Annotated in this window: 21 protein-coding genes and 2 pseudogenes; 9 read left to right on the top strand and 14 right to left on the bottom strand. The window is 54.3% G+C overall.

What is annotated here, in order from left to right; all coding sequences use genetic code 11:
* Nucleotides 1-281 precede the first annotated feature (281 nt).
* On the bottom strand, nt 282-1037 hold the full coding sequence (locus HY788_08130) for a cytochrome b5 (protein MBI4774131.1): 756 nt from the start codon (nt 1035-1037) through the stop codon (nt 282-284).
* 204 nt (nt 1038-1241) lie between these two features.
* Complete coding sequence (locus HY788_08125; protein ID MBI4774130.1) at nt 1242-2477, bottom strand: CoA transferase; 1236 nt, start codon at nt 2475-2477, stop codon at nt 1242-1244.
* A gap of 192 nt (nt 2478-2669) precedes the next feature.
* Between HY788_08125 and HY788_08120 the strand changes: the two genes are divergently transcribed.
* The gene (locus tag HY788_08120) at nt 2670-3413 is read left to right on the top strand and encodes a Crp/Fnr family transcriptional regulator (GenBank protein ID MBI4774129.1); all 744 of its coding nucleotides are present in this window, start codon (nt 2670-2672) and stop codon (nt 3411-3413) included.
* A gap of 268 nt (nt 3414-3681) precedes the next feature.
* Nucleotides 3682-4335: a flavodoxin family protein gene (locus HY788_08115; protein ID MBI4774128.1), complete on the top strand. Its 654-nt coding sequence runs from the start codon at nt 3682-3684 to the stop codon at nt 4333-4335.
* Between the two features lie 73 nt (nt 4336-4408).
* Here the strand turns inward: HY788_08115 and HY788_08110 are convergent, their stop codons facing one another.
* A complete protein-coding gene (locus HY788_08110; GenBank protein ID MBI4774127.1) occupies nt 4409-4681 on the bottom strand; it encodes a hypothetical protein in 273 nt (90 codons plus the stop codon).
* Between the two features lie 509 nt (nt 4682-5190).
* Between HY788_08110 and HY788_08105 the strand changes: the two genes are divergently transcribed.
* On the top strand, nt 5191-6279 hold the full coding sequence (locus HY788_08105; GenBank protein ID MBI4774126.1) for a 3-deoxy-7-phosphoheptulonate synthase: 1089 nt from the start codon (nt 5191-5193) through the stop codon (nt 6277-6279).
* Nucleotides 6280-6461: 182 nt separating this feature from the next.
* Nucleotides 6462-8393, top strand: a complete 1932-nt coding sequence (locus HY788_08100) for a diguanylate cyclase (GenBank protein MBI4774125.1) — start codon at nt 6462-6464, stop codon at nt 8391-8393.
* Between the two features lie 153 nt (nt 8394-8546).
* Here HY788_08100 and HY788_08095 read toward each other — a convergent pair whose 3' ends face one another.
* From HY788_08095 to HY788_08085, 3 genes and pseudogenes are all read right to left on the bottom strand, one after another.
* Complete coding sequence (locus HY788_08095; protein MBI4774124.1) at nt 8547-9662, bottom strand: response regulator; 1116 nt, start codon at nt 9660-9662, stop codon at nt 8547-8549.
* A 148-nt stretch (nt 9663-9810) separates the two neighbouring features.
* A pseudogene (locus HY788_08090) lies at nt 9811-10305 on the bottom strand (PAS domain S-box protein).
* 39 nt (nt 10306-10344) lie between these two features.
* Nucleotides 10345-10815 (bottom strand): annotated as a pseudogene (locus HY788_08085) (PAS domain-containing protein).
* A gap of 467 nt (nt 10816-11282) precedes the next feature.
* Here HY788_08085 and HY788_08080 point away from each other — a divergent pair.
* Together HY788_08080 and HY788_08075 are read left to right on the top strand one after the other, a co-directional pair.
* Nucleotides 11283-12302 carry an epoxyqueuosine reductase gene (locus HY788_08080; protein ID MBI4774123.1) on the top strand — a complete coding sequence of 340 codons (1020 nt, stop codon included), beginning with the start codon at nt 11283-11285 and terminating at the stop codon, nt 12300-12302.
* A 154-nt stretch (nt 12303-12456) separates the two neighbouring features.
* A complete protein-coding gene (locus HY788_08075) occupies nt 12457-13065 on the top strand; it encodes a hypothetical protein (GenBank protein ID MBI4774122.1) in 609 nt (202 codons plus the stop codon).
* A gap of 5 nt (nt 13066-13070) precedes the next feature.
* Here HY788_08075 and HY788_08070 read toward each other — a convergent pair whose 3' ends face one another.
* The 8 genes from HY788_08070 to HY788_08035 form a co-directional block, all read right to left on the bottom strand.
* The gene (locus tag HY788_08070; protein MBI4774121.1) at nt 13071-14432 is read right to left on the bottom strand and encodes a hypothetical protein; all 1362 of its coding nucleotides are present in this window, start codon (nt 14430-14432) and stop codon (nt 13071-13073) included.
* An 8-nt stretch (nt 14433-14440) separates the two neighbouring features.
* Nucleotides 14441-14632 (bottom strand): MerR family DNA-binding transcriptional regulator, encoded by a 192-nt coding sequence (locus tag HY788_08065; GenBank protein MBI4774120.1) that lies wholly within the window; start codon nt 14630-14632, stop codon nt 14441-14443.
* A gap of 249 nt (nt 14633-14881) precedes the next feature.
* Nucleotides 14882-16003: a hypothetical protein gene (locus tag HY788_08060; protein ID MBI4774119.1), complete on the bottom strand. Its 1122-nt coding sequence runs from the start codon at nt 16001-16003 to the stop codon at nt 14882-14884.
* A 141-nt stretch (nt 16004-16144) separates the two neighbouring features.
* Nucleotides 16145-16591, bottom strand: a complete 447-nt coding sequence (locus HY788_08055) for a hypothetical protein (protein ID MBI4774118.1) — start codon at nt 16589-16591, stop codon at nt 16145-16147.
* Between the two features lie 249 nt (nt 16592-16840).
* Nucleotides 16841-17590, bottom strand: a complete 750-nt coding sequence (locus tag HY788_08050) for a collagen-like protein (GenBank protein ID MBI4774117.1) — start codon at nt 17588-17590, stop codon at nt 16841-16843.
* A 288-nt stretch (nt 17591-17878) separates the two neighbouring features.
* A complete protein-coding gene (locus HY788_08045) occupies nt 17879-18544 on the bottom strand; it encodes a hypothetical protein (GenBank protein MBI4774116.1) in 666 nt (221 codons plus the stop codon).
* 253 nt (nt 18545-18797) lie between these two features.
* Nucleotides 18798-19259, bottom strand: a complete 462-nt coding sequence (locus HY788_08040) for a YaiI/YqxD family protein (GenBank protein ID MBI4774115.1) — start codon at nt 19257-19259, stop codon at nt 18798-18800.
* Between the two features lie 368 nt (nt 19260-19627).
* On the bottom strand, nt 19628-20605 hold the full coding sequence (locus HY788_08035; GenBank protein ID MBI4774114.1) for a peptidylprolyl isomerase: 978 nt from the start codon (nt 20603-20605) through the stop codon (nt 19628-19630).
* Between the two features lie 257 nt (nt 20606-20862).
* On the opposite strand from HY788_08035, the gene HY788_08030 reads away from it, so the two are divergent.
* The 3 genes from HY788_08030 (at nt 20863) to HY788_08020 (ending at nt 23709) form a co-directional block, all read left to right on the top strand.
* A complete protein-coding gene (locus HY788_08030; protein MBI4774113.1) occupies nt 20863-21741 on the top strand; it encodes a bifunctional 5,10-methylene-tetrahydrofolate dehydrogenase/5,10-methylene-tetrahydrofolate cyclohydrolase in 879 nt (292 codons plus the stop codon).
* A 151-nt stretch (nt 21742-21892) separates the two neighbouring features.
* Nucleotides 21893-22732: a 3-methyl-2-oxobutanoate hydroxymethyltransferase gene (gene panB / locus HY788_08025; GenBank protein MBI4774112.1), complete on the top strand. Its 840-nt coding sequence runs from the start codon at nt 21893-21895 to the stop codon at nt 22730-22732.
* 23 nt (nt 22733-22755) lie between these two features.
* Nucleotides 22756-23709 (top strand): 2-dehydropantoate 2-reductase, encoded by a 954-nt coding sequence (locus HY788_08020; GenBank protein ID MBI4774111.1) that lies wholly within the window; start codon nt 22756-22758, stop codon nt 23707-23709.
* Nucleotides 23710-23755 lie beyond the last annotated feature (46 nt).

Raw genomic sequence — 23755 nt, 5'->3', positions numbered from 1 at the left:
CTCGGCTCAGACACAACATCTGGTATAGCTCCAAATGGCCTGCCGAGTTCACAATACTTGCCAGGTCTATTATTCGCTCGAAAGCTTCAAAGATTCAGGCTTCGGTTCGCGGTGGTGAACCTCGGAAGCCCGCTTGCGGCGTTCCGCTGTTCATGAGGACCGTAGTACGGAAGCAGTTCCCTCACACCCTGTCAAGTCTGACACCCACCGTCTTTTCTTCCTGGTGAATGCCTTGGCAACGGATGGCCGCTCGGCGAAGCCTTGCATCTCTCGGGAAGGGATCAGCGATCGCTCGGCGGAAGTCCGGATCGCCGGCTGCCCGTCGCCGGCTTTCCCATGGGGAACGTCAGGCTCGCGCCGAACCACCCGATGATCGTTACCGAAACGAGCATGAGAACAAGCAAGAAAAGATACATGACGCCGGCCCATCCGAAACGATCGAGGACGGCCGGATCCTCCAATCTCCATGCGAAGGCTGCGATCTCAGTGGCCAGAAGGACGAAAGAAAGCCGCAGCTTGATCATCACCGGGCGCATTCGCTTGGCCCGGTATTTCGTCAACCAGGTATAGAAGCCGGTGGCAATGGCTATGGGCGTGAAAAAAATGCCGGCCCCGAGGCAATCGAGGGCCGTGATCTCGAAGGCTTTTATCCCCAGGAGAAGATAGAGCGCGTCGAACATGACGGCGGCGTAGGTAAAAGCAATCGGGAAGTGGACGGTCATGGGGTGAGAATGGGTTTTCAAAAAGTACGCCCCGGCGGAAAGCCGCGAAAAATCGTCGGCCGGCTCTCCTTCGGCAATTCCGCTCTCCTTCAGGGTTCCCACCCGGGGATATCGTTCCAAAAAACTTGGGTCGTGAGGAGCGGCCAGGATATCCGAGGTCAAGTCCTTTCCGGCATGGTGGCGGTTCATGTGCACGCCGCCTTTCCACACTTTGCTTCCGGTCACGTCGTAGACTTTGCCCCGGTGCGCGACATACGCGGGGTTTCCGTCTTTCCCGTTGAACCGGTCGATTTCTTCGGCTGAGGACTCTTTCATCCGGATCCTCGGCGCCGTCATCTTCGTGTTCGCCGTTATAGTCCCCGTCCCTCCGACGCCCGAAGAGACGTTGTCATTGCCGTTGTCCGATCATACGCCGCCAGGGACCGATCACACCTTTAACAAGGCGATGTCATTGGGAATCCGTTGGCGGCCCGGATCCGATGAAACGAATCCGTCGTCCGGGCCGAAAAACGCTTTCCCTCAACTTACAACGCTTTCTCCTCTCAAGGCGCGGATATCCTCTTGCGTATATCCCAGATCCCCGAGGACCGAATCCGTATGCTGGCCGAGGGTGGGCGCGGCCGTTCGGGTGCCCGCCCGGCAGGCGCTGAAATGAACCGGGTACCCCGGTATCTGCACAGGACCCAAGGCGGGGTGATCGAAAGGAACCATGTACCCGTTTTCCAGGGCCTGTGGATCGCCTTTTAGTTCCTCCACACGCTGGACCGAGCAGAACATGAGCTGCCTTGCGAGAAAAATCTCCATCCATTCGTCCCTGGTCTTGGTGGCGAATACTCGGTCGAAGTGGGCGACAAGTTCCTCGTTGTTGGCCGCCCTCGATGCGTCGTCCACAAAACGGGGATCCTCGAGCAGGGCCGATTGTCCCGTAACCTCGCAGAAAATGGGCCAGTAACGTTCTTCCGGATGATGCGTTCCGAGGATCCATTTGCCGTCGCTACAGCAGAAGCAGTTGCGCAGAGGCGAATGCTTCAATCGGTCGGACGGCAGCGTCGGGTCCAGGGAGAGCAGGTTGTTCAGCATCAGGTTCGGATAGGTAAGCCACAAACCGGCGCCGAATAAAGATACGTGGACTTCCTGGCCGATTCCGCGACGTTCCCGAACGAACAATGCGGTGAGGATGGCGTGGCTCGCGGCTATGGCCGTGGCCTGATCAAGGACTCCCAGGTGGAGAAGGGCCGGCTGTTCCGATCCCGTTATGAACATCATTCCGGATCGGGCCATGCCCAGAGGATCGAAGGCCCCCAGATCGCTCATGGCGCCTTCCGGTCCGTAGCCGCTCACGTTGGCGTGAATGATCCGCGGGTTGACTTTGGACAGCGTGGCGTAATCCACGCCCAGCTTGGTTTTGGTGCTCTTACGCAGATTGGTCAGGAACACATCGGCCTGCTCCACGAGGCGATGGAGAATCCCGCGTCCCTTCGGATGCGTGATGTCCAGACAGATCCCTTTCTTGTTGCGGTTGGACACCTGATGCATGACGCTCTGCCCGTCGGGCATCGACATATCCATGCCTCCAACAGTGGTCCAATACCGCTCCGGATCTCCCTTTTCGGTTTCGATCTTGATCACGTCCGCTCCCAGGTCCCCCAGTATGGCCGTGGCGCCGGGTCCGGCGTGGAACACGCCGTACTCGACAATGCGGATACCTTCCAAGGGGCCTGCCATCCTGTCTGCTTCATCTCTGCTCGAGTTCATCCACGCACCTCCATGCAACAGCGGAATTCGGGCATGTAAGCACAGATCGAACAAAGATGCAAGAAGCGGAGGGGACCCTTCGGAACGCCTGTTCAGGGAACACCGATTTTCTGCCTTTGGATCTGAACCCCATTTTATAAAGATGTAGCGATTGCTACTGAATTCCAAGGCGAGTTGTTCTATAGTCGAATCATGGGAACCCATTCTCGAATTCCGGTAAGGAACCATCCAAAGGCTTGTCTTTGTCAAGAAATCGCCGGTAAGGACATCGCTCTGTCTCCGATCTGTATCGGTCAACTCTGGATCTTCCAGAATCTCGATGCGGAAGAGATCGAGGCGCTGAGCCGGGATGCGCTTCGAAAAAAAATGTCGAAAGGGCAGGCGTTGTTCATGCAGGGTGATCCTGCGGACGAGATGTTTCTCATCAAAGGGGGGCGGATCAAGCTCAATAAGGTCCTTGAGGACGGCGCCGAAATCACGCTGGATATTCGCAAAGCCGGCGATTTTGTCGGCGAGAACATGTTCTCCGAGGAAGTTGAATATCCGGTAAGCGCCTATTGCCTCGAAGACACGTTGACCTGCGGCTTTTCGAAGGGCCAATTCGAGCGACTTGTTTTGAAGCATCCCAACGTGGGCCTTCAGATCATAAAAAACCTCAGCGAGCGGATTGCCTGGCTCACCAGTCGTGTCGGAAGCCTGGCCGTTACCAACATCGAAGACCGGCTTTACCGCGTGCTCGCCACGGTAGCCAGGGAACACGGCGCATCGAGTTCCCGCGGATTGGCGATCCAATTCCCTTTGACGCACGAAGATCTGGGTTTTCTCACCGGCGCCCACCGGGTCAGCATCACCCGAGCCATGAAAGCGCTGAAACGTTCAGGAAAGATCATTCATGAAGGCAAGAATCTGATCCTGCCGGCATTGAACCTGGCCTGACGGCTATTGCGCACCTGAGGCAAACGGAGTTCGTCCCGCCGTCTTCTACAAATCCAAGCCGCACCACGGCCCTTTCCGGAAGGGGATCGAGGTACGGATAATCCTGAAGACGACCGCCATCGCTCTACACTGGTTCAATCCGATTTTTCCACGACATCCGTCTCTTCAGTCGTTCCTGAAAAATGCCGTGATGTAACTGTTGCTACAGACAGCTTTCCTGCCGGCGTTTATTCTATAACAAATTTTATCCCTAAAAGGAGCTAAGCCTATGCAACCTCAGATCATTGGCATTTCAGGGAGTCCGATCAAGAACAGCAACACGGACCGACTGGTTCAAGCCGTCTTGGAAGCAAGTGGATTATCCACGGAATTTGTCAAACTCAGCAAAATCAATGTGCGTCCCTGCATCGCCTGCCTCGGCTGTAAGGAGGATAACGTCTGCAAAGTGAAGGATGATTATCCCGAACTTGCGGAAAAGGTCCTAAGGGCCGGAGCGTTGGTAGTGGGAGGGTACACTCCCTATGGCGCGGCTGACGCGTTTACGAAAGCGTTTCTCGAAAGGCTGTTTTCACTTCGACACCGGAACGGTCTCAATCGGGGCAAAGTCGCCGTGGTGGTCACAACGGGCATCGGACGCGGAGCGCCCGGCCTCGACGAAGCGAGCAGCCAGATCGCTCACGCTTTGAAACTGGAAGGCATGGATGTGCTCGGTCAATTGAAAGTCACCGGCAACCCGGAGTGCATGGTTTGCGGCTTTGGCGAGACATGCACCATGAGTGCGCTGCCCTGGATTTTCGGACAGGATACCAAGGTGACGCCGGATAAATTCAGCAAGGTGGAAGACCAAACGGAAACCTGGGACCAGGCCAAGGCATTAGGCCGGGAAATGGCCCGCCGTTTGGGCGAACAGATACGCATGTAGTCCGCCGGCCGGGTCGAAGGGGGATGCACGGTTTGTGGGAAAGGGGATTGCTCTTTCGTGCTTATTCCCGAGGTCAAAATGAGGCCCCGACCATCCGCGAAGGTTGACCTGTATGACAAGCAGGGTGCGAGACCATCTCCAAAAAAAGTAGTCCCGGGTCTCGCTCTTGCGCTATTTGTTGAAGCGGCTGCACCATCACGTTGTCTTTTCCCATCATGATTTGCCCTTCCTTCACCATGGCTTCGCCTTTGTCCATCATCATCCGTCCTTCAGATTTCATCATTTTCCCTTTGTCGATCATCGTCCGCCCCTCTTTCACCATCCTTTCGGCTTTATCCGACGGCATTTGACCCGCTTCCAAAGCACGTCCAAATGACCCGGAATTACACTAGATTGATAAACTACGTGACGTATGGGATACATACATAAAGTGAACGTTCCGTGTGTGCATTCGCAGGATGGTGGAGCCGATAGCATCTTGGAGAAAATCGCCAATCCTTGACAATCGGCGGCATTTGTTTAAAAAAGGGATTTCCGAATTCTTTCTCCAAGAATTTTCGGGTTCGTCAAATAGGGTACGCCGGAGTCGAGATGAACAGGTCAGGATCTCTGCAGGTGCAGGCCTGCGGGCTCTCAAATCTATGGACGGCAGCCTGCTAGGCGAACCTGAAGCGTCCAACAGGAATCGGGGCTCGTTTTTGTGTTACCCGGGCGGAACGAAGCGCCCCCGAAGGGAACTATGTAGCCCTATGGATAAGGTATTGCCTCTATTCCGAAACGGACACCGGATAGACTCGAGAGCAGGTGATGTCGTTCTAAAAACCTTCTAATCATGCCATTGCGAGGATGTAGCGCATGGAAAGAGCACACGACAGGAATGTCAAGGATTATGTACGATTGGTGGAACCCAGAAAGCTGACAGCGGAGCTCCCGTTAAGCGACAAATCTTATACAACCGTGATGGAAGGACGACAGGTCATACAAAACATGATCGCCGGAGAGGAGCCTCGGCTGCTGGCGATCGTGGGACCCTGTTCCATCCACGATGATGCATCGGCTATAGATTATGCTCGTAAGCTCAATGAGTTACGGATAGAAGTCTCCGAGACCATGTTTGTGGTTATGCGCGTCTATTTTGAAAAACCACGCACCACCGTGGGCTGGAAGGGCCTGATCAATGATCCGCATATGGACGGCACCTGTAACATTCTAGACGGCCTGCGCAAGGCGCGCCGAATTCTAACGGGAATTACCGAAATGGGGTTGGCGGCCGCCACCGAATTTCTGGACCCCATAACGCCTCAGTACCTGGCCGATCTGATCAGCTGGGCGGCGGTCGGTGCGCGCACTTCCGAATCCCAGACCCATCGCCAGATGGCCAGTGGACTCTCCATGCCGGTGGGGTTCAAGAACGGCACCGACGGCAACCTGGACGTCGCGGTCAACGCCATGCTGGCCTCACGCGCCCCTCAGAGTTTTATCGGCATCGATCACGACGGACACACGTGCATTGTTCAGACCACGGGAAACCCTTACGGACATGTGGTGCTGCGCGGCGGCAAACGTCCCAACTATGACCCCCTCAGCATCGAGGAGGCGCGGCTACAACTGGCCGGTCACAACCTTCCCGAAGCCATTCTGGTGGACTGCTCCCACGCCAACTCGAAAAAGAAGTTTCAGGGCCAGCCCATCGTTTGGCGAAACGTGATTCAGCAAGTTACAGCGGGGAACGATGCCGTGATCGGACTGATGCTGGAAAGCAACCTGCATGAAGGCAGCCAGAAATATGGCTGCGGTCCCGACGCATTGAAATACGGCGTGTCCATCACCGATGAATGCGTATCGTGGGAGACCACGGAGAACCTGTTGCGCTGGGCGCACGAGCAACTGTCGGCCAAGCGCTCCTCGGGATCCGTGGCGTCTCATCGCTCAATTTCCATGTAGCAGGAGGCGGCAAATGATATGAGGACTCCAACGAAGAGTTATGCCGCGGAGGACTCCCATATCCATGTGCGAGTCACCTTGGAATACCTGTTCGTAACCGTCTTCGGAACACCTTATCTATGAGTTCTACGGTTTCTTCACCTGAATCAGAGACGTTCTCACCCAAAGAGCGGCGGTTCGTAATGAACGACAGAAGTGAGGATATCCGATTCCGCATCCTGGTGCCGATCGTAACCGGGGGTATTCTGTTACTATTCCTGTCTGTGGCCGGCGGTTACCGTCTTCAAAAAAAAGCCATCGATGAATCTGTTCATAAGCGAATTGCCGGAGTGCAGCGTCTATTTCGGGGACTGCTTTCCGAAGAGGCGCAAGTTATGAACGGACAGCTGGATTTCATTGAAATGGACCAGGCCCTTTTGGACGCCTTTCTGGCAAAGGACCGCCAAAAGCTGCTTCAGGGCGTAATGCCGCTTTTTGAAGAGATGCGTTCAAAGTACCGGATTACTCATTTCTATTTCAGCGAGCCCGATAAAGTCTGTTTCCTTCGGGTGCACTCCCCAAGCCGCTACGGCGATCCGATAGAGCGATTTACCATGGAGGAAACCGCCGCAAGCGGGAACCCTTCATCCGGCATCGAGCTTGGCCCCTATGGAACCTTCACACTGCGGGTAGTGCGTCCCTGGAAAATGAACGGGAATCTGGTCGGCTATCTCGAGTTGGGTATGGGGATCGAGCACATTACCCGACTGATCAATCGGGCGCTTCATGTGGAGCTCTCCGTTCTGATAGATAAAAAATTCCTGGACAGAGGGGATTGGGAGGAAGGGCTGAAGATCCTCGATCGAGGCGGGGACTGGGAGCGGTTCAATGATTTCGTCATTATTGACCGGACCATGGAAAACTCCCCGGCCTTGGAAGAGCTGCGGCGCCGGTCTATAGGCGGTGACGAATCCATCTTCTCCAGTCGGTTGGGAAACCGGAGCTTCAAAGGGCGGTTCTTTCCTCTATTCGACGCGGGAGGCCGCAGGGTAGGCGAGATATTCAGCCTGGTGGATGTGTCTTCTCAGCAGAAGGACCTGGTGATATTGATCGTGTCCCTAGGGGTGCTGACCGTTGCCATCGGGGGCGGCTTGCTCCTGTTCTTCTACATATACATTGGCGGCATTCAGAATCGCCTGGTCCACTCGAGGGCGAAGATCCAAGCGGAAGTGGAGGAACGCCGGCGAAGTGAGAAGGCCCTCCAGGCTTCGCAAGAGAGTTACCGGTCTCTGTTTGAAGAATCGAAGGACGCGATTGTCTCCACGGACGCGGATGGCAGGATTCTGATGGCCAATGCGGCGGCCAAGGAGATGTTCGGACTTGCCGAGACAGAGATCGGTGACTGGGACTTCAAGAAGTTCTACGTGGATACTTCCGCCGCCCGCAAGTTTGTCGCCGCTGTGGGTGAACACGGTTTTGTCCGGGATTTCGGAGTACAGCTTTACGGTAAAGATCGGTCCGTCATGGACTGTCTGTTGACCGTAAAAGCCAGACGATCGTGTGATGGAACCGTCGTCGGTTACGAGGGGATTATCCGGGACGTGTCTCCCTACAAGCGAATGGAAGAAGAACTCAGGCGCCTTGCCACGACCGATTCCCTGACCAACCTTGACAACCGCCGCAACTTCCTGGAGCTTACACAAAAGGAAATCAACCGCTCCAAACGTTATCAGCATCCGCTTTCGTTGGTTATGCTGGACATTGACCGGTTCAAAAAGGTCAACGATCATTATGGGCACTCGGCCGGAGACCGGGTGCTTAAGGAATTGAGCCTGGTCTGCCGGCGTCAACTGAGAGAAAGCGACATATTGGGCCGCCTGGGAGGCGACGAGTTCGCCATCGCATTGGTGCAGAGCGAGATACAGGAGGCCGCTCTCGTGGCTGAGCGTATCAGGCAAGCCATAGCCGAAACCTCGGTTCGGAGTGGAATGTCCGAGGTTCGTTTCACCATCAGCTTGGGAGTGACCCAGATGTCACTGGAAGGAGACGACCTTGACGCCTTGCTCGACCGCTCCGATAATGCTTTGTACGCGGCAAAAGAGGCGGGAGGAAACCGGGTCAGGACGGCGGATTGATGGGTTGTGACTCAGCCATTTCTTGCCGTGGCTAAAGCCTCGAGCGTACAAAAAGGGCCCTATCCGAGTTGGATTAGGAGAAAAATTCCAGCCTGCCCTACACCACCGGTTTCGGGAACGACCTGATTGAATGCACCCCTGCCCCTCTACTGACTATTCGACATCCAATACCTGCCTGACGGCCCTCAAAAGTTCGGCTTTGGTGAAGGGTTTACTCACGTATCCGGCGGCCCTCGACCCTGCGGACTTGCTTACAGGCCCGTTCTTCGAGTATCCGCTGGCTATGATCACCCTGGAATTGGGATCGATTTGCCTGAGTCGCTCCAGACACCGGAGTCCTCCCATGCCGGGCATTCCGATATCCAGAACCACCAGATCGAACCTGCGGGGCGATTCCTGATAGAGTTCCAGGGCCGCTTCCCCGCTCTCGGCCTGAAATACCTGGTAGCCGTTTCTGATCAATATCCTGGCTGCGATGTCCCGCAGGGCAGGTTCATCGTCCACAATAAGGATCGTTTCTTCACCCTTGGCCGACTCTTGCACGGGCTGATCCTCGTCGGGGGCCGGGTAGTTTTGTTTTTTCAATTTGGGAAGATAGATCTTGAAAGACGTCCCCTGATTCGGCTCGCTATAGCAGCCTATGTATCCTCCATGATTTTTTACGATGCCGTACACCATGGCCAGGCCCATGCCGGTGCCCTTGCCTACTTCTTTGGTGGTGTAAAAGGGATCGTACATATGTTCCAATGTTTCCTTGTCCATACCATGGCCGGTGTCACTGACCATGAGTTGAACGTACTCCCCCGAAGGAGCTCCCGGATGCAGCCGACAATCGGTCTCGTCCATGGTTACCCGTTCGACTTCAAATACCAGCCGACCTCCTTCCGGCATGGCATCCTTGGCGTTGGAAGCCAGGTTCAACAGCACCTGCTCGATCTGGCCTGCATCACCGTGTATCAGGGCAGGTTGGTTTTCGAGGTGCACATCGATCCGGATCATTCGAGGAATGGTTCGTTTCAGCATTGCAGCGACCTGGTTGACCGTCCGATTGATATCGAGGGGCTTGAAATCGGCTTCCGCCTTGCGGCTGAAGGCCAGAATGCGCCGTACGAGGTCTCTGGCCCTCTCAGCCGCTTTCATCACCTGTTCCAGTTCCTCCGGGCTTGCCCTGCCGGCCCGGTTTTCCTCCAGCGCCAGTTCGGTGTAGCCGGTGATGGTCGTCAGAATGTTGTTGAAATCGTGGGCGATGCCTCCAGCCAGCGTGCCCACGGCTTCCATTTTTTGGGCCTGTCGTATCGCTGTGCCGGATTCCCCGAATCTGGTTTTGCAGAGCCTCGCCGGTTCGAAGAGCGATCATGGATGGATGCTTTTCGCCTGGACAGTCCCTCCCGTCTTCGTAAATCAGATGCCAATCATAGTTAACCGAGGTCCGGCCGATGGCTTCGCCGGCGGGTATGCCGAAAATTTGCTCGGCGCTTCTATTCCAAGTCCGTATCTCCCCGGTGCTGAGCTGCAGAATGACGCCTTCATTGAGGGATTCCACTATGGATCGGCACCGCACCTCACTTTCTTTCAGCGCTGTTTCCGCCTGGTATCGGGCTGTCGTGTCTTCATATATCGCCACAATCTCGCCGCAGGGCAATTTACAGACGTAGTTTTCGACCCAGAGCATCACCTCATCATCCCTGTAGAGCGAGGTGGGATGGTGCTCGGGACGTCCCGATTTCCAAACCCGCTGGAACACCTCGAACAACCCCAGATCTTCAACGCCGGGGAACACCTCCCTGACACTACGTCCTATTATATTTTCCTTCTTTTTCTTTCCCTGAGCGAGGCCTGCGCGGTTCAAATCCTTAAAAATAAAATCTTCTCCATCGTTCACTGCCTCATAAATCGCCACTCCGTTACTCATATTGTCGAACAGTTCTCTGAACCTGGTTTCGCTTCCGACAAGCGCCTGGTCAGTCTTAAACCTTTCCGTAATGTCAGTACTATATATCGCCAGATAGGATATTTCCCCAACTGCGATGGGAGCAATGGTGTTATGGTATCGGCGTCCATGTACCTCGTCTTCAAACTGGATGGTTCTCCCGGTTCTGAGAGACTCGTATCCCTTCTGTTTCCTGGCTTCCGCGAGCTCTGGAGGGAAATAATCCCTAAGCGCGGTTCCTATCAGTTCATGCACCGTTTTTCCCAGCCTTGACGCCCCTTCATGATTGGCGGCCACAATCTTGCCCGACGGATCTATAAGGAACATTCCATAGGGCGCTTGGCGGACCAGTTCATGGACGGGGTCGATACTCTGTTCCGGGGCTGGTTCGAATACATGGGGAGTGCTTATTGACTGGGGATTGTCAACACATGAACTGTGTTCTCTCGGCTCAGCGGCAGGCTGTTCTTTGCTCTTGTCGTCTTCTTTCATGGCATTCCTTTGGAACTGGGGGTGAAGATACTCGATCCAAAACAGGCCAACCCACCAGACCGCCCGGTTCCGTGAAAATCGAACGTTCAGGCCCCTTCCTCGCCCGCATTTCAACTCCGGTTTGGGGCCTCGTCAGAACGCGCGGTCCCTCTTGAACCATTATTTAGGAATGTTTCCAAAGCGCCGGCAGTAAGCGACTCCTTTCTCGGGATGAACAAGCCCGGCACGCGGCCGAGCAGCAATGAGGTTTTCTTGTTAAGAGGAATATTGCGCAAAAGAAGAGCCAACTATCCTTTCTTTCATAATATAAAGTCTGTACAATGACGTCAATGTAGTAGGTTGCGACGTGTCGCAAGCGGACCAGTGGATGGATTGGAAATGATGGGATCTTGGTCCTTTTTCAGACTGCAGGATGACCGGCCCAGTTTTAGACTTCCAACACGAGAAGTCCGGAGGATTCAGAATTCATGGGTATCAAAGACGAAATCATCGCTTTGGCAAGACGGATGCGCGTCGACAAGATCGGATTCACCACCAGGGAACGCCTGTCGGACGCGCCGCCGTCCGCGGATCTGGGATATGTGCTCCCGGAGGCACGGTCCGCTGTTTCTTTGGCCGTTGCACTCGAGAAGGCGCCTATACGGGCCTACCTGTCCAAGAAAGACCAGATGGCGCACGTCATGGATCACAAACGATCCTACATCACCCTTGGCGAGGCGGGGATGGCCATCGTCGATCTGCTGAAACGGAAGGGCTACGACGCCGTATCTCCCATTCCGAACATCGAGTACCGGCAGAATGAACCTTACATGGCCATGCTGCCTCCCATCTCGCACCGGTACGTTGCCGTGGCGTCCGGCGTCGGATGGCTTGGATGGAGCGGAAACGTCATAGCTCCCGAATATGGTGCAGCCATATCCCTTACGTCCGTGGTCACGACCGCGGAGTTCGAGCCCGATCCCATGGTGGAAGAAGACTACTGCAAGAACTGCCGCCTGTGCGCCGCGTCGTGTCCCAGCCAATTCATTTCCGTCAAAGAAACGGCCGAAGTCACCATCGGAGGCCGTATACAGACTCACAACAAGAAAGGCTGCAACCTGAGGTGCGTCATCACGTGCGGAGGCGCCAACGGTGTCCGCAGTCCCGATTCCAAATGGTCGACCTGGTCGTACGGGGTGATCGATCTGCCGGGACCGGGAGATGAAGAGGCGTTCATACGCAAGGCCAAGGAATACGCCGAAGACCCCAAGAAACGCCTGCTTCGAGCCATTGTGTACGACCTCGAGAGCCGCGGTTTCCAGACATGGCAGGATTTCAAACAGTTCTGGGAGAAGACCGTGCTCGTTACGTGCGCCAACTGCATGCTCGTCTGCTGGCCGAATCTCGAGGACCGAAAGGAGAACTATCGCCTCCTTACCCACTCCGGACGGGTGTTCCGGGGCGAAGACGGCAAGGCCGTTGTGAAGTCTCCGGATGAGGGTAGCTGAATTGCGGGGATATTATCCTGCCATGCCCTACGGGCCATTGGGACCATAGCGCGTCTTCCGATTCAGAAGGCTAATTGAAAAAGGTCTTGTTTTTCACTAAACTCGAATTTGTAACTGCTTGTCCGCTTTCAATATCGAGCCAGAGGAGTTCAGTGTGAAGTTTGTCAAAATGGAAGTGCTTATTGACAGGGGTAATTTTTCCTCAACGAGTGACTGGAAAAGGATCTATGATCAGATCAAGAAGGCTGTGTCGGCGATCGAATGGCCAAAAGGATCAGGTAGCTTTACGATACGCAAGCAATCCGGCAAAAAGCGTGGCCAAGGAAGTGGAGTAACACCGATAAAACGAGAGTTCATGGCGCAACTTGAGGGCTTCGGGTGGGAGCTGGAAAAGAGAGTCGATATCGCCTCCGTCAGCACTCCCGGCCCAATAGATGCTGTAAGAGAAGTGGGGGATCGACTCTTCGCAGTAGAATGGGAAACCGGAAACATTTCATCAAGCCACCGCGCCGTGAATAAAATGGCGGTCGGGCTGCTAAAGAAGCAACTCACCGGCGGAATTCTAATCCTGCCTACGAGAGAATTCTACCAGTATCTCACAGATCGAGTAGGAAATTTCAGGGAGTTGGCCCCTTACTTCCCCATGTGGAGGGCATTGAACATCGACGATGGATTCCTTGCGATCATCGCTGTTGAACATGACTACGCGAGCGCTGACGCCCCAAGAATTCCGAAAGGTACGAACGGGAGGGCTGTTGTTTAAGAGGGTCAGTTCTTTTGAAGCATTAAAATAAATTCCGATCGCATAGTGTTGGCCATGCCGGTAATTTGACGTTCTATTCTTCTTAACAAGCCCATCCCATGGTTTCGAGCCATTTCGGTCAGTTGATCCTGAATCCCGGTCACCTCTTCAGGATTGACTTTCAAAATCTTGCTTATTTGATTGTTGTTGGTACCCACGACTATGCTACAGATTTTTCCAGACTTAAGCACTCTGGAGCATTCAGCAATGACTTGGTTCATGTCGGAAAGATAATTTTCATATTTCTGCTTCAGATACCTTCCGCGAAGTCCCACCATGGACTCTCTCAGTTTATCCACGTCGACCCCGATGGCATGTAGGTGATATTCATCGTTAGCGAGGTAGTCGATTGCGAAACTATAAGGAGGCGAGAAGATAATCCCATCGACGGATTCGTCGGGTATTTCCATCTTGCGCGCATCACCTGTTTTGGGTTCAGCCTCTCCCAACTCATCCTGAAACCCATTCAACACGGTTTGAATTTTTTCAGCCACGAAAATGTATCTTTCCAATATGGCTTTGAACTGCTCTTCAAATGATTTGCGGTTGCTGCGCTCCGAGTATCCTTTTGCATCAAGGAATGCGAGCATCAGGTAATCCTGAACGTCCTGACGTTTGCTCCATTGAGGAATTGCATATTGCTTAGTTGTAATCCTTGGTTCTGTGAGTAAACTAACTTGTCTCCTTGGCGCTGAACTTGTCTCTTGTCCGACTTTATGGTTATAATACCTAAAAGTGGTATCAAAATCTCTAAGAGATGCCTTCAAATATCCAATAGGAACTTTTAAGCCATCGAGTTTGGCTTTTGCCATAAAGGAGCAAAAAGGGCTGGAATCGAGTCCGATGGAATGGATTCCCATTAGTGAAGCCTCTATAAGAACTGTTCCGGATCCCATCATAGGATCCAACACCACATTGCCGGGTTTAAGCCCCATGACGTTGATCAAGCCTTTGATCATCTGCGGATGGAATTTTCCCCTGTACGGAAAAAGACCGTTTGTGGCATATCCAGTCTTAAACTGATTGTTTTTGAAGAACGATTTGAGTCTTGACGATGAATGGTCGGCGAGCTTGAGAGGCTCACCTCGACATATCAAAAAATGCCGCGTTGGTAATCCATTTACGCTGGCGAAGTAAGCCCCGTTTCGCTGTATTTCTTCGTCCGTGAGAATCCGGCTTTCATAATAGGCAAGTTCAAGTTCGTAGACTTCGTTGAGTTGAGGAACTGGCTTTAGGTGTTTAGGAAGGACTTCATCATACAGGCTCTGTGATAGGATATCACCAAGAGAACCGAAGTCACGTCTTTCCTCTCGAAATAGCTCTGACATAGTATTGCCTAATCCTCTTTCTTTCGGAGCAAGTTGAGCAATATTTCCAAATCTGATTTCTTGTACAGTCTATAGAAGTTTACCGGATGTCTGATGGGCTTGAATTTTCCTGCGCGATCCCAATTTCTCAGGGTAGTGGCGGTTACGCCCAAAAACTCCGCCGCCTGTCTGATTGTCAAGAAGTCCTTAAAATTCTCCATGAAATAGCCCACTTCCAAAGATTTATGATCTTTATAAAACATTGTAAAAAACTAGTCAAGTCTAAAGCTGATGGCTTCTGAGTCGAGACGGAGACGTGTAGGCCAATATGAAGGTAAGCGCCAAGATGGGTATGCGCAGCGCCGGATCGCCAAGTTCAAGAGAAGCGAAGTTTCAGAGTAAAATTCATATGTTCGAACGCACCACGGGCGCCAATGCGTGGCTTCGTCTACCAGCGTCGAGTGAGCCGATCAGACAATCCGGATATCGAATTCAAGGCCGTATTCGGATTTGAGGTATTCCAATTCGGCCACCACGCTAGTATGGAACATGGTGGTCACGACAACCAGATCGGGATCGATGTCGCGAATCCTGTCCGGGCTCAGGATGGGAATCCCTTCGATGGTGCGTCCCCACTTGTCCGAATCGTTATCCAGCACCCCCACGATGGCTTTCTCGGGAAACATCCGCGTCAATTTCGGAAACCACTGTTTGAACCTGCTGGCCGCGCCGAAGCAGAGAACTCGCCGGTATGTATGCGGGGGAGTCGCTCCCTCGGCGCCCTCAACTTCTATCCAGCGGTATTTCTCATAACTCGAAGACGGATTGATATCTTTGTGCCGGTCGAGTTTGAATGGAGGCATGTTCCGGATTTTGCGTCCCATATACCCGAGCGCCGTGTACCCGTTGACCCCTTTGAGGGTCGTGTAGGTTTCCACGGTGTCGGTAATAATGGTGTCCGGATTAGTGGCTATCTCGTACATGCCGGGCATCCGATCGAATACGGGTACTTTGTGACCGGGATCGAGCAGCTCTACGTATCCATACAAGAATGCGATATCATGAGCAATGTGGAAAGGATTGTCCCTGTACGCGCAGGGTTCATAAATATTGGCCAAGAGGCCGCCGGTTTTCAGCATGAGGACCATCTCAAACAAGATGGGAAAGATGCTCATCGGGTAGCCCCACTCGATGGCGTGTTCGAGTACTCCCAGCGAGAAAATCAGATCGAAACGCTCGATCAAGTCCTCATCCGAACGGCCCGTCCCACAGAACCGATCGATGTAGAAGCCTCCCCTCCGCTCCAACTCGTCCGCATAGTTTCGGAGATCATCGAACTCGGGCAAGGATGAACCTGGTCTTTGAGGGGCGGTAATCTTGTCCATGGCATAAAACGTACACCCTTTGGACAGGAAAAAATCGGCCACGTGTTCATTCCTGCCGTGCCCCACATCGAGGACGGTCATGCCCTCCTCGATGGGAACATGCTCGAGGATCCAGGCCATTCCCCAATCCTTGGTGTGATACCGGGCAAAGGGATTGCCCCGGGTTTTCCACAGTGCCACGCTGGATTTCTTGGCATAGTCGATCATGGAGGAGTTCCTTCCGAAAACCGTATCGCTGCGAGGAGGCGTTCCTATTTGGATTGGAAAACGGAGCCGAACGGCTAGGCGGTTCTCATAGCGGATCTATGCATGGCTCCGTTTTCGAAGGGAGACGCGAGTCACCCAACCTCAGGAATCCGCCCATTCCTTGAGTTTGTTTCTGACTTTGTCCTCCAGCTTTTTCTCCACCTCCGGCCAGTCGTCGCTTTCCTGGGCCTCGGCCCACTTCCGCATCTCCCGTTTGACCTTAGCTTCAACTTTCTCGGCCACTTGGTCCCATTCCTGCTCACGCCGGCTCTTTCTCTTCCTGCACCAAGAGCCTGTGCCCCCGCCGAGCCAACAGGCGATTCCGATGAGAAAACCAAGATCATACATGGCGCCGGTGTTGTTGATCGAATACATTTTTATCGAGGTGAAAAAAGAAAGGATTAAGGTGATCCACGCGATGAACCCATGCCAGAGTCCGGGGAAAAAACCGGCCGGGTTGTCTCCGTTGTACGGACCCTCGGGTCCTGCAGCGCAGCCGACGATCGCAAAAAACGTAAGCAATAGGATCAGACGCAACGCGATACCCACCTTGTGTCCCCTTTCTTTTGCTTTGCAAACGTAGCTTCCGCGGCATCCGGAAAAACAGGGGTTATGTACCAAAGCCCGGAGTCCCAGTCTTTCAGACGGAATTCTCCGGACCCTGGATGGCGTTTGATCAAGAAACGCCGAGGGTATTGGATTCTACGAAAGCACCGATCCGTCCATTCACATGTTCTCCGTGCGATGCGTCTGATCGTATGCGCCGTCCCAATTAGGAATCGGATGGGGTGCTTATTCTCACAGATCCCCGCATACGGCATAGCAATTGATTTGTGTGCTGCTGGCTCCCGAATGTGTGACCCCCACCCGCCATCCCGAGAGGTCCGATATGGGGGCATTTAGAATGATAGAGATGGTAGGGAACGAAAAGGCATTATTATAACCTCCGCCGAGGACTTTGTCCCCGGAATTGCAGAGAGCGTCACAGTTGGTGAGTCCACCTCCAACCGGCACGCTTTGCTCCGTGGTGACGAGATAGATGTTGGCGATACCGGGCGGGCCTTGCGCACCGGGGTCACCCGCATCTCCCTCGGGACCCGATGGACCTGTCGGGCCGGTTGGACCCGCCGGACCCACGGGCCCCTGCGGTCCTGCGGGCCCCTGATCCCCCGGTTCGCCCTTGCCGAAACCTTCGAACGTGCGTATGAGGGTGTAACTTGCGCCGGGCGAACTGGGGAAGGTCAGCATAGCCGTGGCGTTATCCGCGTCCACGAAATTCATGGTCAAGTGATAACCCTGACCTCCCAGATCTTCCACGTCCACCGTCCCGGATTCGAATTCGGTGTCCAGAAAAGCGGCGAACTCCACTCCGTCGGGAGAGTAGATCACCACTACCGATTCGTCAGTGACGTCGTATGATTGTACATAAAAACTGACGGCGTCCGAAGGGGTCGCCGATTTCCAAATGCCACATTGAGCGAAACAGACCCCGGTTATCGAGAAGATCGACAGGCCGAGCACCATAAGTAGCGTAATCCATCGTTTCATCGTCTAGTCTCCTTCTTGTTGTGAGTTATGATTGGGTTTGATTCTTGATGTTCGACGTTTCGACTCAGAAGGTGGTTGAGGGAGTCTTCCGGATGAGGGTTTTCCGGACTCCTCCCAAGGCTTCCGAATCGGGGTCATCCCGCAGGGTAACCCCTTCCGGAAGTCGCGAGCACCGTACCGTCTCAGGTGCATAAACGCATCCGGGCAGTCGTTACCGCAGGATGCGCTCGATACGGATCCTGTTGTTCCCCAGCAAGCACCGAGCTTCCGGACCTCATAATCCCTGCTCTACACCTGCGCATTTCTAAGGGTCTTGACGGCGATCGTTGCAAGGGCGATGACCAGAAGGAGCATCCCCCAGTGGGTAAGGGTGGGGACATGAGTAGGTGCTTCCCGCGCGGCCGTAACGTCCTGGGCAAAAATCCGGTATCGGTTTCCCCGGGTAACAATCTCCGCGTTTTCAAGAATGGCCAACAGGGGAGCCGCGGCGGTGTTGCTGCCGGCATAAAATGTCAGATTGTAGGTGTCTTCGAAAGGGAGGGGTTCATATTGCTCCGGCTCGGTAGTGGTAAAGTAGTTTCCGAATTCGTCTACATAGCTTTTTTCACCCACGGCCAGAGGGTTCGAAAATACGTCCATACTTTGGGGGAAGACATCGAGGAGGTAGTCCAGATCGGTTCTGAGTTGAACCACATTCCCGTCAACGAATCTGGGAGGGAATCCGCTGTCGCCGCCGAACCTTTGGATCACTTCCTGGAGGTTGACCTGATCCGCAATATTCAGCAGATCCCGGAGGATCTGGAGCACCGTGTAATTGTGGCGAGAAAAGACGTTTCGTTCACTCCCGTCCACTTCCTGACTGATGAGATGGATACTCATGATGTCGGGCTCTTGGGCTAGGGCGGGGAAGCACAGGAACACGCACAGCACGGCGACGACAAGGTATTTAGCCATAACTCGGAACCTCCCAATGTAGTTAAGGAATTATCCGTGAATCGGAAGGAAAAGTCAAGTTTAATGGGAAGTTAAGAGAGGCCGGCTCGGCCGTCGAAGACCTGCTGCTTTCAGCCTATCAAGCATCCGCCGGCCGAGCCGGGCGCGGGATTTCCGTCGGTAACTCATACGAGGCGATTCTCTTCGACCAGTTGAATAGGACTTCGAGAGAACCCTATCCATCGTTTCAGCGAAGAGGGAGAGGGCGCACGGCTCACGTACGCGGGCGCCTCCCGATCAGCGTTCGGATCATTTCGTCCAAGGCGTGGAGGAATCGGGAGCGATCCCGCTTTTGAAAGGGGGCCGGGCCGCCCGTCATGATGCCAAATTCCCGGAGGTGGGAGCTGAGCTCGCGGCTCGCCAGGAAACCGGATATGGAATCCTCTGTGAATACGCGCCCTTTTGGACCGAGCACCTGTGCGCCTCTTTCCAGACAGCGCGAGGCAAGAGGAATGTCCCCGGTGATCACGATATCGTTCTCCGTAACGTGATCCACAATCCAATCGTCCGCCGCATCGAGGGAGTCTTTTACCAGGACGAGTTCGATCCTGGCTTCATCAGGAAACCGCATCCATGAGTTTGCCACGAGCGTGACCTCGAGCCCATGGCGTTTCGCCACTTGGAAGACTTCCTCCTTGACCGGGCAGCCGTCTGCGTCGACCAGGATCTTGGTCATTCAGAGTTCCCGTCCTTAGTGAAACTAGTGGCCCGGCCGGCGGGCGCTTCAGGAAACAACCCTGAGTGCGTTTGCCGCCGATCCGGGGCAATATCTCAGGCATATTGAAGATCGGCAAATCGACGGCGTTTGGCAGAGTGGGCCCACATAGGGGCCCTTTCGTTCGCCAAAGTGGAGACGGCCTGGGGGAGGGCGGCCGAATTTCGAAAAGACTTCGGAACAGGACATCGACGCCACTCGCAGTCGGTACAAAACGATACAGGGGAAACCCTTCTAACAGATTTCCCCTGTATGTTGCGAACATCAACCAACCGGTTTAAGAGCACTTCGACGGGTTGGCGCACGGTCGCCCGCCATTCGATGCGCTTTCAAATGAAGGATTGGATCTTTGCGCTCCGTAGAAGCTGCTCCATGTAACCTTTCTCCGCCATTTCGATCTTGGTCTTCTTCAGGAGGATGGTGATTCCCTCCTTGGCGTCTTCCAGCGGCACCGTGTTCTCGGGCGATACTTTGCCCGCTTTGATGATATGGTATCCGTACTTGGTTTTGACCACGTCGCTGATCTCGCCTTCTTTCAGTGCGAAGGCCGCCTTATCGAATTCCGGGGGCATCCGACCGGGCTGGAGCATTCCGATCTTGCCGCCCTCCATCTTGTTGGGATCGTCGGAATATTCCTGGGCCATTTCTGCAAAGTCAGCGCCATCACGGAGCTTCTTCAATACGAGTTCCGCATTCTTTTTCGCCTTGTCGATCTGTTCCGCTGTGGCATCCTTCGGCACTTCGATTACAATGTGGCTGAGTTCCGCGGTTGGGGGAGTATAAAACCGCGCTTTGCTCGCTTCATAGAATTTTTTGACTTCGTCGTCGGTGACTTCTATGCGGCTGGCTATAACCTCATTGACCAGCTTTTTTGCCGCCACGGCGCTCCACAATTTGGTCTTGATCACGTCCAGTGACAGATTGTTGGCGGCTAGGTTTTCCTCGAATTTCTTCTTGCCGCCAAACTCGACCATTTGCTTGAGCAACTCACGGTCCAGTTCTTCGTTGGTGACCTCGACCATGTACTTCTGACATTCCTGACGGATGATCACATCCCGGATCGAGTTGGATAGGACGACGCGTCTAATCTCGCTTACAACCTCATCGTCCGCTTTCTTGCCGCTTCGCCGTTCCCATTCTCTCACAGTCCCTTCAACAGCTTCTTTAATCTCGGAATATCGGACCGGCTCGCCGTTCACAGTGGCCAGGATTTCCGGGGGCTCTTTTTTTTCAATCGCATAAGGAGAGGTGGTGACACAGAGAAACGCGAGCAAACACGCCCAAATGGCTAAGATTTTGTGGTGCATAGGATAGTCGTCCTTTCGTGAGAGAGCTTGGGCGGACCTTGGATGGTCCGGCGAAACGTCATCTTAGAAAAACGAAAAAGCCATTGTCAAGCGAACCTTCCTCGAAATCGTCGAACCCGGGGGCTCGTTGTGAGGGTTTTCACGATTTTGCGATTGACGAGGCGGAAACGCGTCTGGTAGAGTGGCGGCGTTTTTACAGACACCAAAACAGCGTATCCAAAGGCGCTTGGAGACCTTAGCTCACGAAAGGAGATAGGATGGCGGCGAAAATCATCAAAGGCGCGGAGATCGCCAAACAGATCCGCGAGGAATTGAAAGTAGAAGTGGAAGAAATGAAGGCCAAGGATGGGATTGTTCCTGGTCTGGTCACCATTTTGGTGGGAGAAAATCCGGCTTCCCAGAGTTATGTTCGGGCGAAAACGACAACGGCAAAGGAACTCGGGTTTCATTCCGTCCAGGACAGTCAGCCTGCGGATATATCCGAGGAGTCCCTCCTGAAACTCATCGACAAGTACAACAAAGACAGTTCGATTCATGGTATTCTGGTCCAGTTACCGCTTCCCAAACACATCAACGAGACCAAAGTGTTGTACGCCATAGATCCCGATAAGGACGTCGATGGCTTTCATCCGGTCAATGTGGGCAAATTGATGATTGGCACCGCAGAGTTCCTGCCTTGTACTCCGCACGGCATCCAGGAACTGCTCGTTCGCTCGGGCGCCAAGCTGGAAGGCGCCGAGGTCGTAGTCGTGGGACGTTCGAACATCGTGGGCAAGCCGATCGCCAACATGCTTCTTCAGAAGGGTCCCGGCGCGAACGCAACGGTGACCGTTGTTCATACCCGAACCCGTGACGTAGAGTTTCATACCAAACGTGCGGACATTTTGGTCGTAGCGGCCGGCGTGGCGGAGTACGTAAAGGGCAGCATGATCAAAGAGGGTGCGTATGTGATTGACGTGGGCGTCAACGAAGTCGGCCGAACCGCGGATGGTAAGCGAATCCTCAAAGGGGACGTGGAATTCGACACCTGCGCGGAAAAAGCGGCTGCGATCACGCCTGTTCCGGGCGGAGTAGGCCCCATGACCATCACCATGCTGATGAAGAATACGGTGAAAGCCGCGAAAATCAAAAGATAACAAACCGTGTTTTACCCGTGGCGCTGATGCGATCGGATCGCTGACGCCGCCTGGATCTGATACATGACCGGGACGGAGAGCCGATGGGGAAGTAATTTTTGGACAAGCCCTCCTGCCGTCGCTCGAGGGCTGTTTTTTTGGGGGGACCAGGATGGAACAACGAAGTAAGGCGACCATACCGTATCTGATGGACAAGAAGAGAACCGGCAAGAAAATCACAATGCTGACCGCCTATGACTACTCCATGGCCTTCATCATGGATCAGGCGGGCATCGACACCATCCTTGTGGGCGATAGTCTGGGCATGGTGGTTCTGGGATACAATTCAACCGTGCCCGTCACCATGGAGGAGATGATCCATCACTGCAAGGCGGTTCGGAGGGGAACCGAATACGCGTTCTTGATCGGGGATATGCCTTTCATGTCTTACCAGACGTCCGTGGAAGAGGCGGTGCGAAACGCGGGCCGTTTTCTCAAGGAAGCGGGTTGCGACGCCGTGAAGCTGGAAGGCGGCCAGGAAATGGCGGAAACGGTTGCAGCGATGGTCCGGATCGGCATACCCGTGGTGGGACATATCGGCCTGACTCCGCAAACAGCCACTTCACTGGGTGGATTCAAGGTTCAAGGCAAGGATCTGACCTCGGCTCAAAAACAGCTCGACTCGGCGAGGGCTCTGGACCAGGCGGGAACGTGCATGTTGGTGCTCGAGTGCGTTCCGGACAAACTAGCCAAGAAGATCACCGAGTCCGTCCGCATGCCCACCATCGGCATCGGCGCGGGGGTGGACTGCGACGGCCAGGTACTGGTCTCAAACGATCTGTTGGGCCTGTTCAAGAAGTTCACTCCAAAATTCGTTAAGAAATATGCAGACCTATTTCCGTCCATTGACGAGGCGTTTAGGACATACATCGAGGAAGTCGCCGCTGGAACCTTTCCGGCTGTCGAGCATACCTTCGTCATGAAAGAACACGACTTGGAGGGATTGAAATAACCTCGGACCAAGGGGATGGTACTGTGAAGTTTTGTGTCATTGGGCCGGGCGCCGTGGGCTGCCTGTTTGGCGGCTATCTGGCGCAGGCCGGCTTCGAGACGGTTTTGCTGGATCATCTTCCTGAACGCGCGAAGATGATCGGGGATCGCGGTATTATTGTGGAAGGGATCCGGGGAGGTTTTCAAGTCCCCGTGAAAGCAGTACTCCAACCCGAAGACGCCGGCACGCCGGACGTCGTTCTGGTATGCGTGAAAGCCTATGACACCGCCGGCGCCGCTTTATCGGCGCGTAAGCTCGTTCGGGAAGGCACGCTGGTGGTCACGCTCCAGAACGGTCTGGGAAACGTGGAAGAACTCTCGAAGGCCCTGAAGGGTGCGGGAACGATTGTGGCGGGCACCACCACACAGGGCGCCACATCGAAGGGTGAAGGCCACGTACGTCATGCCGGGGAGGGCGATACCATACTGGGGGTGGTGGAATCGGCGGGCGAGGCCGGACGCTCCGTCGCGAACCTTGAAGAACTGGTGCGCTGCTTTGAAAAGGCGGGATTCCCCACCCGGACCGCGGAAAACATCCACGATATCATCTGGAGCAAGCTGATCGTCAATGTGGGCATCAACGCCCTGACCGCCATTAGCCGACTTAAGAACGGGGAACTCGTTCGATGGTCCGGCGCCGAAAGGCTGATGGAACGCGCGGTCAATGAAGCCATCCAGGTGGCCGGGGCGTTGGGCGTGCGGCCGGTGTTCCCGGATCCCCTGGCTCGGGTTAGGAAGGTGTGCGAACTTACAGCGGGCAACATTTCTTCCATGCTGCAGGATGTACTGAAGCGGAAGAAGACGGAGATCGCTTTTATAAATGGGGCGATCGTCCGGGAAGGAGAGCGCTGCAAGGTGGCGACGCCGACAAACGCCTGCCTGACGGAACTGGTCTTGACCATACAGGAAACGTACGACCGTCAACTGTTCAGCATGTGACGCCAATACGTGCTCCGACTGCCGATGAAACGGTTCATGCAAAGAC

Source organism: Deltaproteobacteria bacterium (assembly GCA_016208165.1).
Lineage (GTDB): Bacteria > Desulfobacterota > Desulfarculia > JACQYL01 > JACQYL01 > JACQYL01.
The sequence above is the reverse complement of the archived record's forward strand: the minus strand, read 5'-3'. Positions and strand labels throughout refer to the sequence as shown.

Bases quoted from the DNA above. Each gene is read 5' to 3' on its own strand.
- HY788_08050 (MBI4774117.1), bottom strand. From the start codon at position 17,590: ATGAAACGATGGATTACGCTACTTATGGTGCTCGGCCTGTCGATCTTC.
- HY788_08125 (MBI4774130.1), bottom strand. From the start codon at position 2,477: ATGAACTCGAGCAGAGATGAAGCAGACAGGATGGCAGGCCCCTTGGAA.
- HY788_08115 (MBI4774128.1), top strand. From the start codon at position 3,682: ATGCAACCTCAGATCATTGGCATTTCAGGGAGTCCGATCAAGAACAGC.
- HY788_08045 (MBI4774116.1), bottom strand. From the start codon at position 18,544: ATGGCTAAATACCTTGTCGTCGCCGTGCTGTGCGTGTTCCTGTGCTTC.
- HY788_08130 (MBI4774131.1), bottom strand. From the start codon at position 1,037: ATGAAAGAGTCCTCAGCCGAAGAAATCGACCGGTTCAACGGGAAAGAC.
- HY788_08060 (MBI4774119.1), bottom strand. From the start codon at position 16,003: ATGATCGACTATGCCAAGAAATCCAGCGTGGCACTGTGGAAAACCCGG.
- HY788_08080 (MBI4774123.1), top strand. From the start codon at position 11,283: ATGGGTATCAAAGACGAAATCATCGCTTTGGCAAGACGGATGCGCGTC.
- HY788_08070 (MBI4774121.1), bottom strand. From the start codon at position 14,432: ATGTCAGAGCTATTTCGAGAGGAAAGACGTGACTTCGGTTCTCTTGGT.
- HY788_08030 (MBI4774113.1), top strand. From the start codon at position 20,863: ATGGCGGCGAAAATCATCAAAGGCGCGGAGATCGCCAAACAGATCCGC.
- HY788_08120 (MBI4774129.1), top strand. From the start codon at position 2,670: ATGGGAACCCATTCTCGAATTCCGGTAAGGAACCATCCAAAGGCTTGT.
- panB (MBI4774112.1), top strand. From the start codon at position 21,893: ATGGAACAACGAAGTAAGGCGACCATACCGTATCTGATGGACAAGAAG.
- HY788_08040 (MBI4774115.1), bottom strand. From the start codon at position 19,259: ATGACCAAGATCCTGGTCGACGCAGACGGCTGCCCGGTCAAGGAGGAA.
- HY788_08035 (MBI4774114.1), bottom strand. From the start codon at position 20,605: ATGCACCACAAAATCTTAGCCATTTGGGCGTGTTTGCTCGCGTTTCTC.
- HY788_08100 (MBI4774125.1), top strand. From the start codon at position 6,462: ATGAACGACAGAAGTGAGGATATCCGATTCCGCATCCTGGTGCCGATC.
- HY788_08105 (MBI4774126.1), top strand. From the start codon at position 5,191: ATGGAAAGAGCACACGACAGGAATGTCAAGGATTATGTACGATTGGTG.
- HY788_08110 (MBI4774127.1), bottom strand. From the start codon at position 4,681: ATGCCGTCGGATAAAGCCGAAAGGATGGTGAAAGAGGGGCGGACGATG.
- HY788_08065 (MBI4774120.1), bottom strand. From the start codon at position 14,632: ATGGAGAATTTTAAGGACTTCTTGACAATCAGACAGGCGGCGGAGTTT.